The organism is Xanthomonas sp. NCPPB 1132 (assembly GCF_056629235.1).
In genome coordinates this window covers 689,349-705,116 of record NZ_CM152819.1, presented here as the reverse complement: position 1 = coordinate 705,116, position 15,768 = coordinate 689,349, and the positions used below count along the sequence as shown (strand labels likewise).

The window sequence follows — 15,768 nt, the reverse complement described above, 5'->3', positions numbered from 1 at the left end:
TGGTCCGTTTTTCTTCGCCGGCGCCCCGTTCCGCGCCCAAGGTGCACGATGCCCTGCCTGCTGATCATCGACGACAACCCCGCGGTCGCCACCGCGCTGGAAGTGCTGTTCTCCCTGCACGACATCGACACCGTCTACGCCGACAGCCCGCAGGCGGGCCTGCAGCGCCTGGGCGAGGGCGACATCGACCTGGTCCTGCAGGACATGAACTTCACCGCCGACACCACTTCCGGCGAGGAAGGCGTAGCCCTGTTCGAGGCGATCCGCACGCGCCATCCGGACCTGCCGGTGATCCTGCTGACCGCCTGGACCCAGCTCAGCAGCGCGGTGGAACTGGTCAAGGCCGGCGCCGCCGACTACCTGGCCAAGCCCTGGGACGACCGCAAGCTGCTGACCACGGTCAACAACCTGCTGGAGCTGTCGGAGACACGACGCGAACTGGAACGCCGCCGCGACGGCGAGCGCCGCCATCGCCAGCAACTGGCGCAGCGCTACGACCTGTGCGGTGCGGTGTTCGCCGACCCCGCCAGCGAGCGCGCCATCGCCCTGGCCTGCCAGGTCGCGCGCTCGGAACTGCCGGTGCTGATCACCGGCCCCAACGGCAGCGGCAAGGAGAAGATCGCGCAGATCATCCAGGCCAACTCCTCGGTGCGGCGCGGCCCGTTCGTGGCGCTGAACTGCGGCGCGATCCCGGCCGAACTGATCGAGGCCGAACTGTTCGGCGCCGAGGCCGGTGCCTACACCGGCGCCAACAAGGTGCGCGAAGGCAAGTTCGAGGCCGCCGACGGCGGCACCCTGTTCCTCGACGAGATCGGCAACCTGTCGCTGGCCGGGCAGATGAAGCTGCTGCGCGTACTGGAGACCGGCCGGTTCGAGCGGCTGGGCTCCAACCGCGAGCGCCAGGTCAAGGTGCGGGTGATCAGCGCCACCAACGCCGACCTCATCGGCATGATCCGCGACGGCAGTTTCCGTGAGGACCTGTACTACCGGCTCAACGCGGTGGAACTGTCGCTGCCGGCGCTGGCCGAGCGCCCCGGCGACGTCGTGCCGCTGGCCGAGCATTTCCTGTCCGGCGACAAGCCGCTGTCGGCCGGCGCCTGCCAGGCGCTGCAGCGCCACGCCTGGCCCGGCAACGTGCGCGAACTGCGCAACGTGGTGCAGCGCGCCGAACTGCTGGCAGGCGGCGCGCAGATCGAGGCCGCCGACCTCAACCTGCCCAAGCCCGCCGCGCCACGTACGGCCGCCGCTGCCGAACCCGATCGCGAGCGCATCGTGGCCGAACTGAGCCGTGCGCACGGCGTCATCGCCCAGGCCGCCGCCGAACTGGGCATGAGCCGGCAGGCGCTGTACCGGCGCATGGACCGCTACGGCATCCCGCGCGAATGAAACTGCGCCGCTCCTTCACCGTCATGCTGTTCCTGCGCCTGCTGCCGGTGCTGGCGCTGGCCGCCGCCCTGCCGTGGCTGCTGGCCTACTGGATGGACCGCGGCTGGGAAGTGGTGACCGCCTCGGCGCTGGCTTTGCTGCTGCTGATGTGGTGGACCCTGCGCCGCGCCACCGCGCCGATGCGCTCGCTGTTCCGCGCCCTGGCCGGCACCGTCAGCAGCTACCGCGACGGCGAATACAACTTCGGCGTGCACTGGCGCGGTGACGACGAACTGGGCGAGATGGTCGCCGCGCACGCGCAACTGGGCGAGATCCTGCGCGAGCAGCGCCAGGGCCTGGCGCAGCGCGAACTGATGCTCGACACCATGGTGCAGAACACCCCGGTGGCGATGCTGCTCATCGCCAAGGGCGGCGATGGCCTGCGCCGCGTGGTGTTCTCCAACCTGGCCGCGCGCAAGCTGCTGCACAGCGGCTGGAAGCTGGAAGGCCAGCGCCTGGACGACCTGCTGCTGGGCGTGCCGGGGCCGTTGCGCGAGGCGATCTCGCGCGGCGGCGACAGCCTGTTCGCCATCGAGGGCGGCGACGAGGATCCGGACGAGGAGCAGATCTACCACCTGTCGCAGCGGCGCTTCCATCTCAACGGCCGCCCGCACGAACTGCTGCTGATCCGCCTGCTCACCGCCGAACTGCGCCGCCAGGAAGTGCACACCTGGAAGAAGGTGATCCGGGTCATCAGCCACGAACTCAACAACTCGCTGGCGCCGATCGCCTCGCTGGCGCACTCCGGCGCCGAGCTGGTGCGGCGGCAGAAGGTGGAGCGGCTGGAAGAGGTGTTCGGCACCATCGAGGAGCGCGCGCGGCACCTGGAAGGCTTCATCCGCGGCTATGCGCGCTTCGCCAAGCTGCCGCAGCCGCAACTGCAGACCGTGCACTGGGCGCAGTTTCTAGCAGGGCTGCAGCAGCACATCCCGTTCGCGCTGGAACTGGAGTCGCCGGATCTGCACAGCCGGGTCGATCCGGCGCAACTGCAGCAGGCGTTGCTCAACCTGGTCAAGAACGCCCACGAATCCCTGCCGGAAGGGCAGACGCCGGTCGACGGCGTGCGTGTGCGCGTGTCCACCCGCCCGGACTGGCTGCGCCTGGAAGTGCTGGATCGCGGCAGCGGCATGAACGAGGCGGTGCTGCACAACGCGCTGATGCCGTTCTATTCGACCAAGCGCAACGGCACCGGCCTGGGCCTGGCCCTGACCCGCGAGATCGTCGAAGCCCACGGCGGCCGCCTGTCGCTGCACAACCGCGACGAAGGCGGGCTGTGCGTGACCGTGCAGTTGCCGCAGGGCGAGCGCGCCTGATTTTTTGGGGCCGGGATTGGGGACCCGGCTCCCTGGGAATGCAGCGGTCGCGGCGAGCTGAGAAGCGGCGAGCCGGCCGCGAGGCTCAGTGCGACGGCAGCGGACAGCGCATCGCCACCCGCAAGTGCATCGGGAAGCCGAGCACGGCTTCCTGTTGCCAGGTCGCGCGCAGTTGCGGCCCCCACTGCGCAGGCGGCAGTTCGGCGAAGCCTTCGCTGGCGTAGAACGGCGCATTCCACGGCACATCGCGCAAGGTGGTCAGCAGCATGCACCGCAAGCCCGCCTCCATCGCGGCCGCGCGCGCATGCCGCAGCAGCGCACGGCCATGGCCGCGGCGCCCGAAACGCGGATCGACATCCATCTGTTGCACATGGAAGCCGTCGTCCAGCCGCCCGCCGAGCAGATAGCCGACGCACTGGCCGTCCTCGTCCAGCGCCACCCACAACTGCTCGCGCGCCAGTCCAGCATGCAACGACTCCGCGTCCAGCGCGTGCGCTGCGAACACGGCCTGCGCCGCGTGGCCCTGCAGCAGGGCGCCGGCACGCCGCTCGATCTCCTGCAACCGCGCCAGTTCCTGCGCGCGCGCCAGACGAATGCGACCGGCCATGCCTCAGTCGCGCTTGCCCGGGCGTTTCCAGCCTTCGATGGTTTCCTGGCGCACCCGCGCCACGCTCAGTTTGCCGGCTGGTGCACTGCGGGTAATCACCGAGCCGGCACCGATAGTGGCGTCGTCGCCGATCTCCAGCGGCGCCACCAGCGCGCTGTTGGAGCCGACGAACACGCCATCGCCGATCGATGTCTGCGACTTGTTGACGCCGTCGTAGTTGCAGGTGATGACGCCGGCACCGATGTTGACGCCGCTGCCGATGGTGGCATCGCCCAGGTAGGTCAGATGATTGGCCTTGCTGCCGACGCCGAGCACCGCCTTCTTGGTCTCGACGAAGTTGCCGATGTGCACGCCGTCGGCCAGCACCGTGCCCGGGCGCAGCCGCGCGAACGGGCCGATCTGCACCGCGCCCTCGGTGACCACGCCTTCCAGGTCGCAATGCGCGCGCACCTCGGTGCCCGGCCCCAGCACCACGTCCTTCAGCCGCACGAACGGGCCGATGCTGACGCCGTCGCCCAGTTCCACCTCGCCTTCCAGGATCACGTTGGCGTCGATGCGCACATCGTGGCCGGCGCGCACGCGGCCGCGCTGGTCCAGGCGGTTCGGATCGATCAGTTGCACACCCTGTTCGCACAGCGCACGCGCCGCACGCAGTTGCCAGGCGCGTTCCAGTTGCGCCAGTTGCCACGGATCGTTGGCGCCCTCGGCCTCGAGCGGGTCGGCCACCAGCACCATCTCGGCCGGGGTGAACTCGGCGGCGGCGGCGGCGAACACGTCGGTCAGGTAGTACTCGCCCTGCGCGTTGTCGTTGCGCAACTGCGCCAGCCAGCGCTTCAGCGCGGTCGACTCGGCGGTGACGATGCCGGTGTTGATGGTGCGGATGCGCCGCTGCTCGTCGTCGGCGTCCTTCTGCTCGACGATCGCCGCGACCTTGCCGGCGGCATCGCGCACGATGCGGCCGTAGCCGGTGGGATCTTCCGGTTCGGCGACCAGCACGGCGACGCGACCGGGCGCATGCAGCAGGCGGGTCAGGGTCTCGGCGCGGATCAGCGGCACGTCGCCGTACAGCACCAGCACCGTGGCCGCGTCGGGCACGGCCGCCATCGCCTGCTGTACCGCGTGGCCGGTGCCGAGTTGCTGCGCCTGCTCGGCCCATAGCAGGTCCGGCTGGTCGGCGAAGGCCGCCAGCACCGCCTCGCCGCCGTGGCCATGGACGATGTGGATCGCATCGGGCTGCAGGTGGCGCGCGGTCTCGATCACATGCGCCAGCATCGGCCGGCCGGCGATCGGCTGCAGCACCTTGGGCTTAACCGACTTCATCCGCTTGCCCGCACCGGCGGCGAGGATCACGACGTGCAGGGGCAGGCTCATGGGGCGGTTCCGGTGCGGGTGGACGACGAATTCTAGAGGCTGCCGGCCACATCTGCCGTCACGATCGCGCCACACGCGGCAGGCTGTACATCGGCGCCGCAGGCGCTAGCATGCGCGATCGTCTTCTCCTGCGGATGTTCATGGGTCTCCTGCGCCAGGGCAGCCAGTTCCTGCTGATCGGCCTGCTGCAATTGCTGGTCGACTGGAGCGTGTTCGTCGCCGCCACCGCGGCCGGCATGCCCACCGTCCCGGGCAACGTGCTGGGCCGCGTCTGCGGCGCCCTGCTCGGGTTCTGGCTCAATGGCCGCATCACCTTCGCCAACGGCGACGACGCGCGGCTGGGCTGGCGGCGCTTCGGCCGCTTCATGGCCATGTGGCTGGTGCTCACCGCGCTCAGCACCTGGCTCGTGGCGCTGTGCGCGCACGGGCTGGGCCTGCGCCTGGCCTGGCTGGCCAAGCCGCTGGTCGAAGGCATGCTGGCGGTGGTGTCGTTCTTCCTGGGCCGGCAGTTGGTGTATCGCTAGCGTTGGGAAGCACGGTCTGGCGGGCCGGCGATGCATGCCACCGGCATGCGCGCCGCGGCGACGGCTGTCGGGTGGGAACCCGCTCCCATGGAAGACGCCCCAGATGCACCGAACTGCTCATGGGAACAATCTCCGATCGCCTCTCATCGAGCCTCCGCGACGAACGCGTTGCGCCGTAGGAGCGGCTTCAGCCGCGACCGGGCGTTACCGGAAGAGCTTGTCGCGGCTGAAGCCGCTCCTACGAGTGCGCCTGCTACTGCATGCCGCGAACAGCGGAGCCCGGACAGCGATCGGCTTTGACAGCCGTCGGGGCTGAAGCCCCTCCCACAAGACCCGCGGGATGCAGCGAGCCCCTGTAGGAGCGACTTCAGTCGCGACGAGCACAGCGTAAACGGCCTGTATGGATCGGGCTGCAGAGCGCCCGAACGGCTCGAGTGCCGCTTAGGGCGCCGCCAGCGCGCCGCTGGCGCTGGCGGCTGACGACTCAGCGGCAGAAATCGCCCAGGCTGCGCACCAGTGCGGTGCGGTGCAACTGGTCCAGCTGCCAGCGCAGCGCATAGGCTTCGGCCGCACGCGCGGTCGTGGCCGGGCAATCCGGCGCCTGGCGCACCGCGGCGCTGGCCTGCAACGCATCCAGCATCTCGCCCTGCAACTGGTCCAGGCGCGCGCGCAGCGCGGTCAGGTCGGGGCGCGGGCTGTCGGGCGCGCGGCCGCGCAGGTGCCAGCGCGACAGCAGCTCGTATTGCACCAGCTTGTTGGATTCGATCTGCATGCCGAAGAAGCGCGCGGCATCGTCGGCATCCACGCCATGGGCCGGCGCCTGCTCGCGCACGCTGGCCAGCACCGCGGCCTCGCGCGTGGCGTCCAGCACCGGCTTGCCGCTGTCCCACTTGCTCAGCGCGACCTGGTCGCCGATCGCATTGCGCTCGACGATGCGATCCAGCAGCGGCTCCAGTGGGGTGGCGCTGCGCGCGGGCCAGGCGCAGCCCATCAACATGGCGCCGGCCAGCACGGCGGTCAGGGCGTGCGCACAGGGACGAGAAACGGAAGCGGACAGGCTCATCTCGGTTCTCCGGTAACCGTCTGCGCGTGGGGGGATGGAGCGCAGATCGGGCGGCCATCTTGCCGCAGTCCACCGACCGCACGATGACCACACCCGCGTCTTGTCACATGGCGACACCGTCGAGTCAGCGACCAGCAAGCCAGCGCCGTGCGCAACGTCGCATTCCGCGCTGGCAACGTCGCAGTGCGCCCGCGACCACCGCGCGCCGGAGCAGCCCACCCACCCGCCGCCTTTCCCAGACACGACAACGCCGGCAGAAGCCGGCGTTGTCATCGCGCATGCAGCCGCTGGGCTGCATAGCGGGAAACCTCAGTGCTTGAGGTTCTTGCGCAGGCGCTCCAGCGCCTGCAACTGCGCGGTGACTTCAGCCAGCTTGGCCTGCGCTTCGGCCACGTCCATGCCTTCGCCGCGGTTGGCGAGCAGGCGCTCGGCTTCTTCCTTGGCCTTGCGCACCGACGCCTCGTCGATGTCCTGCGCACGGATCGCGGTGTCGGCCAGGATCGTCACCACCTGCGGCTGCACCTCGAGGATGCCGCCGGAAATGGCGAAATCCAGCTGCTCGCCGCTCGCGGTGGTCACCACCACCTTGCCGGGCTTGAGCCGGGTGATCAACGGCGCGTGCTTGGGCGCGATGCCCAGCTCGCCCAGTTCGCCGGTCGCGACCACCAGGGTGGCGTCGCCGTGGTAGATCTCATGCTCGGCGCTGACGATGTCGCAACGGATGGTGCTCATGGTGCCTCACTGGGTGAGGCGGGAATCGGGAATCGGGAATCGGGAATGGGGAGAAGCAGATTGCCTTCTCTCAACCAGTACGCGATGCATCAGATTCCAGTTGTCCCGCCTTGACGATTCTCTATTCCCGATTCCCCATTTCCGGATGCCGGCCGCCTGCGGCCGGCGTCCAGATCAGGCCTTCTCGGCCATCTTCTTGGCCTTCTCGACCGCTTCCTCGATGCCGCCGACCATGTAGAAAGCCTGCTCCGGCAGGTGGTCGTATTCGCCGTCGACGATGGCCTTGAAGCCGCGGATGGTGTCCTTCAGCGACACGTACTTGCCCGGAGAGCCGGTGAACACTTCGGCCACGTGGAACGGCTGGCTGAAGAAGCGCTCGATCTTGCGCGCGCGCGACACGGCCTGCTTGTCCTCTTCGGACAGTTCGTCCATGCCCAGGATCGCGATGATGTCCTTCAGCTCCTTGTACTTCTGCAAGGTGGACTGCACGCGGCGGGCGGTGTCGTAGTGCTCGTGGCCGATCACGTTCGGGTCCAGCTGACGGCTGGTCGAGTCGAGCGGATCCACCGCCGGGTAGATACCCAGCGAGGCGATGTTACGCGACAGCACGACGGTGGCGTCGAGGTGGGCGAAGGTGGTCGCCGGCGACGGGTCGGTCAGGTCGTCCGCGGGCACGTACACGGCCTGGATCGAGGTGATCGAGCCGGTCTTGGTCGAGGTGATGCGCTCCTGCAGCACGCCCATTTCCTCGGCCAGGGTCGGCTGGTAGCCCACCGCCGACGGCATGCGGCCCAGCAGCGCCGACACTTCGGTACCGGCCAGGGTGTAGCGGTAGATGTTGTCGACGAAGAACAGCACGTCGCGGCCCTTGCCGTTGGCGTCCTTCTCGTCGCGGAAGTACTCGGCCATGGTCAGGCCGGTCAGCGCCACGCGCAGACGGTTGCCCGGCGGCTCGTTCATCTGGCCGTACACCATCGCCACCTTGGACTTGCTCAGGTCGTCCTGGACGATGACGTTGGCGTCGCTCATCTCGTGATAGAAGTCGTTGCCCTCGCGGGTCCGCTCGCCCACGCCGGCGAACACCGACAGGCCCGAGTGCTCGGTCGCGATGTTGTTGATCAGTTCCAGCATGTTGACGGTCTTGCCGACGCCGGCGCCGCCGAACAGGCCGACCTTGCCGCCCTTGGCGAACGGGCACATCAGGTCGATGACCTTGATGCCGGTTTCCAGCAGTTCGGTGCTGGAGGACTGGTCGGCGTAGTCGGGCGCCTCGCGGTGGATTTCCCACTGCACGTCGGACTGGACCGGGCCGCGCTCGTCGATCGGCTCGCCGAGCACGTTCATGATGCGGCCCAGGGTGGCGGTGCCGACCGGCACGGCGATCGCCTTGCCGGTGTTGGTGGCGACCAGGTGGCGCTTGAGGCCGTCGGTGGAGCCGAGCGCGATGGTGCGCACGACGCCGTCGCCCAGCTGCTGCTGCACTTCCAGCGTGATGGCGGTGCCTTCGACCTTCAGTGCGTCGTAAATCTTCGGCACATCGGCACGCGCGAATTCGACGTCGACGACCGCGCCGATGATCTGAACGATCTTGCCCTGACTCATTTGGATAACTCCACTAATGTCTATGCGAATCTGGTGTCGGGAATGGGGAACGGGGAATCGGGAATGGGAAGATCGAGCGCTGCTGCTTCGACCATTCCCGTTTCTCCATTCCCCATTCCCGGCTACACAGCGGCTGCGCCGCCGACGATTTCGGAAATTTCCTGGGTGATCGCGGCCTGACGCGCCTTGTTGTAGACCAACTGCAAGGTGCTGATCAGCTTGCTCGCGTTGTCGCTGGCCGCCTTCATCGCGACCATGCGCGCCGCATGCTCGGACGCCACGTTCTCCAGCACCGCCTGGTACACAAGCGACTCGATGTAGCGCGTCATCACATGTTCGAGCACGCTCGCGGCATCGGGTTCGTACAGGTAGTCCCAGTCGTGGTGCGCGACCTGGCTCTCGGCCGCCGGCAGCGGCAGCAACTGGTCGAAGCTGGCCTTCTGCGTCATCGTGTTGACGAAGCGGTTGTAGACCAGATACACGCGATCCAGCTTGCCTTCGGTGAACGCGTCCAGCATCACCTTGATCACGCCGATCAACTGCTCCAGCTGCGGCAGGTCGCCGAGGTGGCTGACGCTGCCGACCATGTCCACCTTGATCCGGCGGAAGAACACCGAGGCCTTCTGGCCGATGGTGACCACGTCCACGCCCGCGCCCTGGTCCTGCCACTGGCGCACTTCGCCCAGCATCTTGCGGAACAGGTTGTTGTTCAGGCCGCCGGCCAGGCCGCGATCGGAGGAGATCACGATGTAGCCGACGCGCTTGACGTTCTCGCGCTGCACCAGGAACGGATGCGTGTAGTCGGTGCTGGCCTGCGCCAGATGCCCGATCACCTGCTTCATCGCCTGCGCGTACGGACGCGAGGTCTTCATCCGATCCTGCGCCTTGCGGATCTTGGAAGCCGAGACCATCTCGAGCGCGCGCGTCACCTTGCGGGTGTTCTGCACGCTCTTGATCTTGGATTTGATTTCGCGTCCGCCTGCCATGCTCTCGCTCGCTTTGCTCGCTTCGTGGGAATGGGGAATGGAGAATCGGGAATGGGCAAGCCCGGATCCCGCTCCTACGATTCCCTATTCTCTATTCCCGATTCCCGGCAACTGATTTACCAGCTACCCGTGGTCTTGAACTCGCCGATGCCCTTCTTGAACGCGGCTTCGATGTCGCCGTTCCAGTCGCCGGTGTCGTTGACCTTGGCCACCAGGTCGCCCTGGGTGTTGGCGAAGTGGGCGTGCAGGCCCTCTTCGAACGCCAGCAGCTTGTTGACCGGCACGTCGTCGAGGTAGCCCTCGTTGACCGCGTAGATCGACAGCGCCTGGTTGGCGATGGACATCGGCAGGTACTGCTTCTGCTTCATCAGCTCGGTGACGCGCTGGCCGCGCTCGAGCTGCTTGCGGGTGGATTCGTCCAGGTCCGAGGCGAACTGCGCGAACGCCGCCAGCTCACGGTACTGCGCCAGCGAGATACGGATGCCGCCGGAGAGCTTCTTGATGATCTTGGTCTGCGCGGCGCCGCCGACGCGCGAGACCGAGATGCCGGCGTTCACCGCCGGGCGGATGCCGGCGTTGAACAGGTCGGTTTCCAGGAAGATCTGGCCGTCGGTGATCGAGATGACGTTGGTCGGCACGAACGCGGAGACGTCGCCGGCCTGGGTCTCGATGATCGGCAGCGCGGTCAGCGAACCGGTCTTGCCCTTGACCTCGCCATTGGTGAACTGCTCAACGTATTCCTCGGACACGCGCGCGGCGCGCTCCAGCAGGCGGCTGTGCAGGTAGAACACGTCGCCCGGGTAGGCTTCGCGGCCCGGCGGGCGCTTCAGCAGCAGCGAGATCTGGCGGTAGGCAACGGCCTGCTTGGACAGATCGTCGTACACGATCAGCGCGTCTTCGCCGCGGTCCATGAAGTACTCGCCCATGGTGCAGCCGGCGTAGGCGCTGATGTACTGCATCGCCGCCGATTCGGAGGCGGTCGCGGCGACCACGATGGTGTGCGCCAGCGCGCCGTTCTCTTCCAGCTTGCGCACGATGTTGGCGACGGTCGAGGCCTTCTGCCCGATCGCCACGTACACGCACTTGATGCCGGTGCTCTTCTGGTTGATGACCGCGTCGATGGCCATGGCGGTCTTGCCGGTCTGGCGGTCGCCGATGATCAGTTCGCGCTGGCCGCGACCGATCGGAATCATCGCGTCGACCGACTTGTAGCCGGTCTGCACAGGCTGGTCGACCGACTTGCGCCACAGCACACCCGGCGCCACGCGCTCCACCGGCGCGGTCTGGCTGGTGCCCAGCGGGCCCTTGCCGTCGATCGGCTCGCCCAGCGCGTTGACCACGCGACCCAGCAGTTCCTTGCCGACCGGCACTTCGAGGATGCGGCCGGTGGTCTTGGCCACGTCGCCTTCGCGCAGGTTCTCGTAGTCGCCGAGCACCACGGCGCCGACCGAGTCGCGCTCCAGGTTCAGCGCCAGGGCGTAGGTGTCGTTCGGCAGTTCGATCATTTCGCCCTGCATCACGTCGGCCAGGCCGAAGATGCGCACGATGCCGTCGGACACGCTGGTGACCGTACCTTCGTTGCGCGACTCCGCGGCCAGCTTGACCTGCTCGATGCGGTTCTTGATCAGTTCGCTGATTTCGGAGGGGTTGAGCGTGGTTGCCATCTTGGTTTCCTTCGGATCGTCCATCGCGCAGCGGCGGATGGCGACGTGTGGTTAGCTTCTTTGAGAATCGGGAATGGGGAATCGGGAATCGCGGGTGGCGTCGCCGCCGGGCCGGGTTCTCTCCTCTCTATTCGCCATTCCCGTTTCTTAGTGGGCCAGTGCGGATTGCAGACGCGACAGCTTGCCTTTCAACGAACCGTCGATGACCACGTCGCCGGCGTCGATCACCGCGCCGCCGATCAGCGAAGCGTCCACCGCCGTTGTGATCTCGACCTCGCGGCCGAAGCGCTGCTTCAGCGCCACCTTCAGCGAGGCCACCTCGGCATCGCTCAGCGCCGTCGCGGAGGTCACGTTGGCCTGCACCACGCGCTCGGCCTCGGCGCGCAGCTGGTCGTACAGCCCGGCGATCTCCGGCAGCAGCGGCAGCCGCTGGCCTTCGGCCAGCAGGCTCAGGAAGCGCTGGTACTGCTCGTCGGCCGCGTCCGGCGCCAGCAGCGACACCGCCTGCTCCCGCTGCAGCAGCGGGTTGTGCAGCAGCGCGGCCACGCGCGGGTCGGCCGCGACCTGGGCGGAGAACGCCAGCGCCTGCGACCAGGGCGCGAGCTTGCCGGCGTCGCTGGCCGCGGCGAACGCGGCGCGAGCGTAGGGACGCGCCAGTGTGAGGGCCTGGCTCATCTCAGATCTCCGCCGCCAGCTCGTCGAGCAGCGCCTTGTGGGCGTTGGCGTCGATTTCGCGCTTGAGCAGCTTCTCGGCGCCGCTCACCGCCAGCAGCGACACCTGGCGACGCAGGTCTTCGCGCGCGCGGTTGGCCGCGGCGTCGATCTCGGCCTGGGCCAGTTCCTTCTGCCGGGTAGCTTCGACGATCGCCTCGTGCTTGGCCGCCTCGACGATCTGGTTGGCGCGCGCATGCGCCTGATCGATGATCTCGTTGGCCTTGATGCGGGCGTCCTTCAACGCTTCGTTGACCTTTTCCTGCGCCTGCGCCAGATCCTTCTGGCTGCGATCGGCGGCGGCCAGGCCTTCGGCGATCTTCTGTTGGCGCTCTTCGATGGCCTGCATCAGCGGCGGCCAGATCTTGGTCGCGACGATCCAGATCAGACCGGCGAACGCCAGCGCCTGGGCAAAGAGGGTGAGACCGATATTCATGGGGTACGCTCAGCCAATGGTGACGGGGTGGACGCGCCGCCAGCACGGCGACGCGTCCGAACCTTCATCCGTAGCGGCGGCCGCCGGTGGCGACCGCACGCCGGTACGACGGGATCAACCGCCCTGCGGCAGACGCGCGACGAACTCGCCGATCATCGGGTTGGCGAACGCGAACAGCAGGCCGACCGCGACGCTGATGATGAACGCGGCGTCGATCAGGCCGGCGGTGATGAACATGCGGACCTGCAGCACCGGGATCAGTTCCGGCTGGCGCGCGGCCGATTCCAGGAACTTGCCGGCCATGATGGCCAGACCGAGGCCGGCGCCCAGCGCGGCCAGGCCGATCATGATGCCGACGGCGAGGACGGTGGAGCTCTGGACTTGGGCGAGGTTGGTCAGGACGGCGAAGTACATGGTTTTCTCCAGGAACAAAGTTGCTTGAGGATGGTGAATCGAACGAAGGGTTGCTTAGAACGCGTGAAACAGAAACGTCAGTGGCTGTCTTCCGCCAGGCTCAGGTACACGATGGACAGCATCATGAAAATGAACGCCTGCAGCGGAATCACCAGCAGGTGGAACAGCATCCAGCCGAAGCCGAATGCGCCGCCGGCCAGCGCACCGAGGATGCCGGCACCGCCCAGCACCCAGATCAGCAGGAACACGATCTCGCCGCCGAACATGTTGCCGAACAGTCGCATCGCCAGCGACACCGGCTTGCTCAGCCATTCGACGATATTGAGGATCAGGTTGAACGGCAGCATCCACTTGCCGAACGGCGCGGTGAGGAATTCCTTGGTCATGCCGCCCACGCCCTTGGAGCGCAGCGAGAAGAACAGCATCAGGAAGAACACGCTGATCGACATGCCCAGGGTGGCATTGACGTCGGCGGTCGGCACCGGCTTCCAGTAGTGCACGCCGAGCCAGCCCAGCGGGATCGCGAGGAAGTCCGCCGGGATCATCTTGATGAGGTTCATCAACAGGATCCAGAAGAACAGGGTGATCGCGATCGGGGTCACCAGCTTGCTGGTGCCGTGGTAGGTGTCCTTGGCCTGGCGATCGACGAACTCCAGCATGATTTCCACGAACGCCTGCCACTTGCCGGGCACGCCGGCGGTGGCCTTGCGCGTGGCCAGCCAGAAGCCGAACACCATCAGCAGGCCCATCAGCAGCGACATCACCAGGGTGTCGACGTGCAATTGCCAGAACCCGCCTTCCTGCACCTGGAAGGTGAGGTTGTGCAGATGGTGCTGGATGTAGGAGGTAGGGGTTTCTGCCTCGCCCGCCATGAGTCCTGAGCCTTTTCTTGATTCGATCAACGCCTGGCCAGAGCCAGAACCTGGAACATCAGCCCGACGGCGATACCCGCCAACAGGGCCAGAGGAGGCAACCGCCACCAGGCAAAGCCCAGCGCCAGCACCGCGAACACCAACACCCACTTCAGCACCATGGCCACGATCAACCGCGCCAGCGCCGAGCCTGCCGCCTGCACGCCGCCATTGAGCGCGGTGCGTGCGGCCAGCCATCCCCCTGCCACGGTCGCCAGCCCGGTTGCGGCGGCGCCCATCGCATATTTCGGTCCCAGCAGCAGGAACAGCAGGGACACCACGGCCACCGCCACCAGCGGGTAAATCGCTGCGCGCAGCATCAGCCGCCGACCCGCATCAACGGAGTTCAGCACAGAAAATCCTGCAATTGGTGGTGGATTGAGGACGTCTTCGCGTCCGTCGAGCCGCGGAATTATAGCAATGGGACAATTTGCGAGACAACCGCCGGGAGTCCTGACAGCGTCCGGGCTCCGTCCGCCCGTAGACGATAGCACGGCGGCCGTCCGCCACCGGCGTCGAATGCGGCATTGCAGCACGTGTTTGCGGGGGAACTTTCTGTCCGCCGCGCTGTCCGATCGGACAGGGACTGCGCCCATCCTCGTCGGCCCACAGCGCAGCCCCACCGAGCCCCGGTCCTTCCGGGGCTTTTTTCATGGCGCGTTTTGGGACAGCCGTGGCGGCCCGGGCCACCATACTTTCACGAATGGTGGACGCAAATTTAAGGATAGTGACGGCACGCGCTGGCACTGCCATCGACGCCTCATCCGAAAAAAATCCCAAGACGACGGAGTTTGTCCCCCATGAAACACCTGCTTGCCCTGGCGCTGCCCTGCGCGCTCGCCGCCGCTTACGCCCTGCCCGCCCACGCCGAGGACGGCGACGACCGCTTCACCCTGCGCGTCGGCGCGATGAACGTCGACAACGACAACACCTTGCGCGGCAATGCCGTGATCAACGGCAATGCCATTTCCGGCTCGCAGGACTTCAACTTCGGCGGCAAGGAATGGGAGCCGCGCGTGGACGGCGTGTTCCGCCTCAGCACCCGCCAGCGCCTGATCTTCGACTACTTCAAGTTCGACAAGGATCGCCGCGAGGAACTGGGTCAGGACGTCAGCCTGGGCGGCGTGACCGTGCCGTCGGGCAGCTTCGTCAAGGGCGAACTGAAGTACCAGGTCGCCAGCCTGGTGTACGACTACTCGGTGATCGACAACCCGCAGTTCAGCATGGGCCTGCAGATCGGTGCCGAGTGGGCGAAGGTGCAGTCCAATGCCTACGCCGACCTGGGCCCGGTCTACACCGGCACCTTCCTGGACGAGAGCGAGGACGGCGCCGCGCCGGTGGTCGGCCTGCGCTTCACCGCGCACCCGACCGAGCACTGGCTGTTCAACATCCAGGGCCAGTACCTCAATACCAAGTGGGGCGATTTCGGCGACTACGACGGCGACCTGAGCCGCGCCAACGCCATCGTCGAGTACCGCTTCACCCGCAACTTCGGCATCTTCGCCGGCTACGACTGGTTCAAGCTGGACGTGGACCGCAAGCGCGACAACGCCAGCATCGGCCTGAAGCAGGAGTTCAAGGGCCCGGTCGCGGGCGTGACCTTCGCGTTCTGATCGACGCCCCACGCGCGCCGCAAGCGCGCGTTGCAACGAAAGGCCCGCCATGTGCGGGCCTTTTGCGTTCCTGCAGGCATGCAATGTCGCCGATCCTGCGGATTCAGGGCGGCTTGGTTGCCCCGGCCACCAGCAGGTGCCGGTGCGTGGTGCAGTAGCACTCGTCGTGCCAGCCGTAATGCGGGTCGGTGCAGATCGCGTGCTGCACCGATGCCGGCAGGGAGGCCACGTCGCTGCGCAAGTCGCGCTTCAGCGAGACGAACACGGAGCCTGGATGCGGCCAGTCGGTCCGCCGCGGCGGCTCGGCGATGCGGTTGCCGCCAGCCAGCTCGCGCTGCAGCAGCGCCTGCAGTTCGGGACACAGGGTGCCCTGCCCCACGTCGACCTCCATGCGTC

General features: G+C 67.3%; 17 protein-coding genes. 4 read left to right on the top strand and 13 right to left on the bottom strand.

Annotation, left to right across the window (positions count from 1 at the left end):
* Nucleotides 1–48 precede the first annotated feature (48 nt).
* Nucleotides 49–1,386, top strand: a complete 1,338-nt coding sequence (locus tag AC1G9L_RS03150; protein WP_019800001.1) for a sigma 54-interacting transcriptional regulator — start codon at nt 49–51, stop codon at nt 1,384–1,386.
* On the top strand, nt 1,383–2,738 hold the full coding sequence (locus tag AC1G9L_RS03145) for an ATP-binding protein (protein WP_019800000.1): 1,356 nt from the start codon (nt 1,383–1,385) through the stop codon (nt 2,736–2,738). The genes AC1G9L_RS03150 and AC1G9L_RS03145 overlap by 4 nt, the downstream gene beginning before the upstream one ends.
* 85 nt (nt 2,739–2,823) lie before the next feature.
* Here the strand turns inward: AC1G9L_RS03145 and AC1G9L_RS03140 are convergent, their stop codons facing one another.
* Complete coding sequence (locus AC1G9L_RS03140; protein WP_019799999.1) at nt 2,824–3,345, bottom strand: GNAT family N-acetyltransferase; 522 nt, start codon at nt 3,343–3,345, stop codon at nt 2,824–2,826.
* 3 nt (nt 3,346–3,348) lie between these two features.
* The gene (gene glmU, locus AC1G9L_RS03135; RefSeq protein WP_019799998.1) at nt 3,349–4,716 is read right to left on the bottom strand and encodes a bifunctional UDP-N-acetylglucosamine diphosphorylase/glucosamine-1-phosphate N-acetyltransferase GlmU; all 1,368 of its coding nucleotides are present in this window, start codon (nt 4,714–4,716) and stop codon (nt 3,349–3,351) included.
* A 140-nt stretch (nt 4,717–4,856) separates the two neighbouring features.
* On the opposite strand from glmU, the gene AC1G9L_RS03130 reads away from it, so the two are divergent.
* Complete coding sequence (locus tag AC1G9L_RS03130) at nt 4,857–5,240, top strand: GtrA family protein (protein ID WP_209247675.1); 384 nt, start codon at nt 4,857–4,859, stop codon at nt 5,238–5,240.
* Nucleotides 5,241–5,724: 484 nt separating this feature from the next.
* Here the strand turns inward: AC1G9L_RS03130 and AC1G9L_RS03125 are convergent, their stop codons facing one another.
* The 10 genes from AC1G9L_RS03125 to AC1G9L_RS03080 all read right to left on the bottom strand — a co-directional run bounded on the left by AC1G9L_RS03125 (nt 5,725) and on the right by AC1G9L_RS03080 (nt 14,112).
* The gene (locus AC1G9L_RS03125) at nt 5,725–6,303 is read right to left on the bottom strand and encodes a chorismate mutase (protein WP_481070254.1); all 579 of its coding nucleotides are present in this window, start codon (nt 6,301–6,303) and stop codon (nt 5,725–5,727) included.
* A 309-nt stretch (nt 6,304–6,612) separates the two neighbouring features.
* Nucleotides 6,613–7,035, bottom strand: coding sequence for a F0F1 ATP synthase subunit epsilon (locus tag AC1G9L_RS03120; protein WP_017910296.1), 423 nt, complete (start codon nt 7,033–7,035; stop codon nt 6,613–6,615).
* Between the two features lie 174 nt (nt 7,036–7,209).
* Nucleotides 7,210–8,637: a F0F1 ATP synthase subunit beta gene (gene atpD, locus AC1G9L_RS03115; protein WP_010340676.1), complete on the bottom strand. Its 1,428-nt coding sequence runs from the start codon at nt 8,635–8,637 to the stop codon at nt 7,210–7,212.
* A gap of 122 nt (nt 8,638–8,759) precedes the next feature.
* The gene (atpG, locus tag AC1G9L_RS03110; RefSeq protein ID WP_019800261.1) at nt 8,760–9,623 is read right to left on the bottom strand and encodes a F0F1 ATP synthase subunit gamma; all 864 of its coding nucleotides are present in this window, start codon (nt 9,621–9,623) and stop codon (nt 8,760–8,762) included.
* A 116-nt stretch (nt 9,624–9,739) separates the two neighbouring features.
* Nucleotides 9,740–11,287, bottom strand: a complete 1,548-nt coding sequence (atpA, locus tag AC1G9L_RS03105; RefSeq protein WP_010340678.1) for a F0F1 ATP synthase subunit alpha — start codon at nt 11,285–11,287, stop codon at nt 9,740–9,742.
* 147 nt (nt 11,288–11,434) lie between these two features.
* On the bottom strand, nt 11,435–11,962 hold the full coding sequence (locus AC1G9L_RS03100) for a F0F1 ATP synthase subunit delta (RefSeq protein WP_010340679.1): 528 nt from the start codon (nt 11,960–11,962) through the stop codon (nt 11,435–11,437).
* A gap of 1 nt (nt 11,963) precedes the next feature.
* Complete coding sequence (locus AC1G9L_RS03095; RefSeq protein WP_010340680.1) at nt 11,964–12,434, bottom strand: F0F1 ATP synthase subunit B; 471 nt, start codon at nt 12,432–12,434, stop codon at nt 11,964–11,966.
* 114 nt (nt 12,435–12,548) lie between these two features.
* Nucleotides 12,549–12,848 (bottom strand): F0F1 ATP synthase subunit C, encoded by a 300-nt coding sequence (atpE, locus tag AC1G9L_RS03090; protein ID WP_010340497.1) that lies wholly within the window; start codon nt 12,846–12,848, stop codon nt 12,549–12,551.
* A 77-nt stretch (nt 12,849–12,925) separates the two neighbouring features.
* Entirely contained in the window at nt 12,926–13,720 is a 795-nt protein-coding gene (gene atpB / locus AC1G9L_RS03085; RefSeq protein ID WP_019800462.1) for a F0F1 ATP synthase subunit A, read from the bottom strand.
* A 26-nt stretch (nt 13,721–13,746) separates the two neighbouring features.
* Entirely contained in the window at nt 13,747–14,112 is a 366-nt protein-coding gene (locus AC1G9L_RS03080) for an ATP synthase subunit I (protein ID WP_026143249.1), read from the bottom strand.
* A gap of 447 nt (nt 14,113–14,559) precedes the next feature.
* On the opposite strand from AC1G9L_RS03080, the gene AC1G9L_RS03075 reads away from it, so the two are divergent.
* On the top strand, nt 14,560–15,372 hold the full coding sequence (locus tag AC1G9L_RS03075; protein ID WP_019800463.1) for a hypothetical protein: 813 nt from the start codon (nt 14,560–14,562) through the stop codon (nt 15,370–15,372).
* Nucleotides 15,373–15,475: 103 nt separating this feature from the next.
* Here AC1G9L_RS03075 and AC1G9L_RS03070 read toward each other — a convergent pair whose 3' ends face one another.
* A complete protein-coding gene (locus AC1G9L_RS03070) occupies nt 15,476–15,763 on the bottom strand; it encodes a hypothetical protein (protein WP_010340501.1) in 288 nt (95 codons plus the stop codon).
* Nucleotides 15,764–15,768 lie beyond the last annotated feature (5 nt).